The organism is Cycloclasticus sp., assembly GCF_019090545.1.
Taxonomy (GTDB): Bacteria; Pseudomonadota; Gammaproteobacteria; order Methylococcales; family Cycloclasticaceae; genus Cycloclasticus; species Cycloclasticus pugetii.
The window spans coordinates 1-2,608 of sequence record NZ_JAHRVT010000015.1 but is presented as its reverse complement, the minus strand read 5'-3'; the positions used below and the strand labels follow the sequence as shown (position 1 = coordinate 2,608).

Below are 2,608 nucleotides of genomic sequence, written 5' to 3'. Positions count from 1 at the left end.
TGAGCAATTAAAAATCCTCTAATAATGGTTGGTAGTTGTTTTCATGTTTTTCAGTCATTGAAATGATCATTTGAGATTTCGCAAAAACCTTATGTCGGTATCTAAGGATTTGTTGCATGTACCTTTAATTTATAAACCACATCAAATCTTTAGAGTTAATAGGTATTTTTCTAAAATATCCACGGATTAAACAACACCAATCACACCGTCATCTTTTATAACTACTAGGTGAAGAGCCATTTTTAATGGCCATTAATTTGATGGCTTTTATAACCGATTGGTAAGGCCCAATTTCTATAACGGGCTCGGAACAGATCAACTATGCCTGCAGCTCATTAGATATCGAACGTTCAAGATTATGAAGTCGAACCAAGTCAAGAGTGCTCAACGTACCGACACACTGAGCGGCATTATCAACAATGGGTAAATATCGCCGCCTGCTTTTCTCATTACTTGCTCAAGAGTTTTAATAGTGCCTGTCATTATGTCTTCAATGACCATTGTCTTAACTCCTTGTCAATTTTAAAAGCCGAACACGTTTTAGATGAATAGCCCAGCACATGTGTACTGGGCCAATTTCATTAATTTAAGGTTATATTTTTAAACATCCCTGCCTCAAAATGTCCTGGAATATTACATGCAATCACAACTCCTGCTGTATTAAACTTCCACGTAAGAACTTCTGTCTTACCCGGCTCTATTGTTACGGTGCTGGCATCTTGATGAACCATTTTGGGCATTTTCTGCATCATTTCACGGTGTTTGGCTTGTTCTTGCTCATCACCAATGGAAAACTCATGAGGAATTCCCCCTTTGTTGGTAATAACAAACTTCACAACATCACCCGGTTTTATATATGGTGCTGGTGAAAACGCATAACGCATCGTATCGAATGCAGCTACGTTTATTAACATTGTCGCCTCTTGCTGAGCAGCAGGCCGCCCTACAGGACTTTCATCTTTATCATGCCCTTCAGCGTGACGCGTATACTTTTCAGAATACACTTGTTTAGCAGGCTTTTTATAGGAGTTCTCTGATCTACTAGAATGCCCACCGTGAGAACCACCTGCATAAGCAGGTGCTGATAAAACGAAACTTAATAATGCGACAAACAGTAGTCTAATCGGTAATGTCGAGTTTTCTTCAGTGTTGTTAATAAAATTTATAATCATCATATTTATCTATCCTTAGTTGTATTGTTTAATTAAAGTTATCTCTAGTAACTGCATTAGAACCACGCTCTAATACCCACTACAAATTGTGTATCCGCCTTATCTTCACCCGCCAACTTCGCTATATCAGCTGTTTTTCCATACTTACTCGTCCAATTGACACCAATATACGGTGCAAATTCGCGCTTTATTTCATAGCGAAGCCTTAACCCCAGTTCGACATCTGATAAACCAGATCCAACGCCCGTAACAAAACGACGACGTGACGAGTTTATGTTTCCCTGAGGGAATAGTTCTTTAAATACCATTGTGATCTCCTGATTATTGAGCCGAAAAGCACGACCCAACTCATTAAACTTTTACTGATTAGGCAAGTAACCAGTAAACCAGTTAAAAAAATCAGGAAATAATAGGGGGAGGTGAGTCTAAAGGAGCAAAGTAACTTAGGTAATTGCTTTCAAAAACAGCAAAAAAGTAGCGATTGATATTTTTCTTTAATACAGCGCTAGGCGTTAGGATAAAAGATGATGAGTGGAAACACTTATTACAATGGTTGTCACCACAATCTATGTCAGCAACAATATCTGTTGACGATAAATCACCCATAGAAGTAGAGCAACCAGACATGTCCATATTGCTCATATCATGAGAAGACATATCCATGTCACATGGCGACATATTTGCCATTGACCACACATTCTGCATGGGCAGAACAAGCATGCTTAAAACAAGCATACTGTAAACAATGATGTGATTTATATGTTTCATATATGTACCTTTTACTCCGATGCTAGCATCTTTGTCAATTAATTTTTTTAAAATACTTTTGGGGGTATCATCACAAAATTTGTACTGTTTTAATGCCATCTATTCAAGCTAGACTCGATAATCGACCGGTTTCTTGTCATAGCTTACTTGTCCCTAGATAAACGCAATTTTTGAAGGCAGAGATAAGCCATAGTTAATACACATTTCGTATTACTCAAGTCGTTTACGCTGCTTACGATTATCTCTGATGATCATGAGGATGGCTAAGATAACCATCATACTTTGAACTATTAAACCTTGGTAATTTGGATATATACCGAGCAATTCAATACTAGGTAAGGGAACAGGGTCTAACGGAATTTTGCCTGCTTCTTGTAAAGCAGAAATACCTTTGCCTGCAAAAACAACAGCTAATATAAACATAAATCCGCCACTAACCGCAAAGAATTGTCGAAGCGGTAGGCGGGTACTGTATTTCATAATCAACCATGCGAGTAGAATTAAAATTGTCGTGGCCACTATCAAGCCATATACAATCATGCTTTGACCATCTCCATTTGTTTGTACCCAGAGAGCCTGGTAAAACAGTACGCTCTCGAATACTTCACGATACACGGCAATAAAAGATAATGCGGCTATTCCCCATAATGTTTCTTTACTGAGTGCTT

General features: G+C 38.2%; 4 protein-coding genes. All 4 read right to left on the bottom strand.

Translation table 11 applies throughout. The annotated features are described in order from the left end of the window. Nucleotides 1-581: 581 nt before the first annotated feature. Nucleotides 582-1,175, bottom strand: a complete 594-nt coding sequence (locus KUG63_RS03490) for a putative copper-binding protein (protein WP_020932469.1) — start codon at nt 1,173-1,175, stop codon at nt 582-584. A gap of 53 nt (nt 1,176-1,228) precedes the next feature. Next, nucleotides 1,229-1,480, bottom strand: a complete 252-nt coding sequence (locus KUG63_RS03485; protein WP_020932468.1) for a copper resistance protein B — start codon at nt 1,478-1,480, stop codon at nt 1,229-1,231. A gap of 91 nt (nt 1,481-1,571) precedes the next feature. Next, nucleotides 1,572-1,940, bottom strand: coding sequence for a hypothetical protein (locus tag KUG63_RS03480; RefSeq protein ID WP_020932467.1), 369 nt, complete (start codon nt 1,938-1,940; stop codon nt 1,572-1,574). A gap of 210 nt (nt 1,941-2,150) precedes the next feature. Further along, on the bottom strand, nt 2,151-2,608 hold a 458-nt coding region (locus KUG63_RS03475; RefSeq protein WP_287554037.1), incomplete at its 5' end, for an FTR1 family iron permease.

What these genes read in the sequence shown, in the direction of transcription:
- KUG63_RS03490 (WP_020932469.1), bottom strand. Translation starts at nt 1,175, where the DNA reads ATGATGATTATAAATTTTATTAACAACACTGAAGAAAACTCGACATTA.
- KUG63_RS03485 (WP_020932468.1), bottom strand. Translation starts at nt 1,480, where the DNA reads ATGGTATTTAAAGAACTATTCCCTCAGGGAAACATAAACTCGTCACGT.
- KUG63_RS03480 (WP_020932467.1), bottom strand. Translation starts at nt 1,940, where the DNA reads ATGAAACATATAAATCACATCATTGTTTACAGTATGCTTGTTTTAAGC.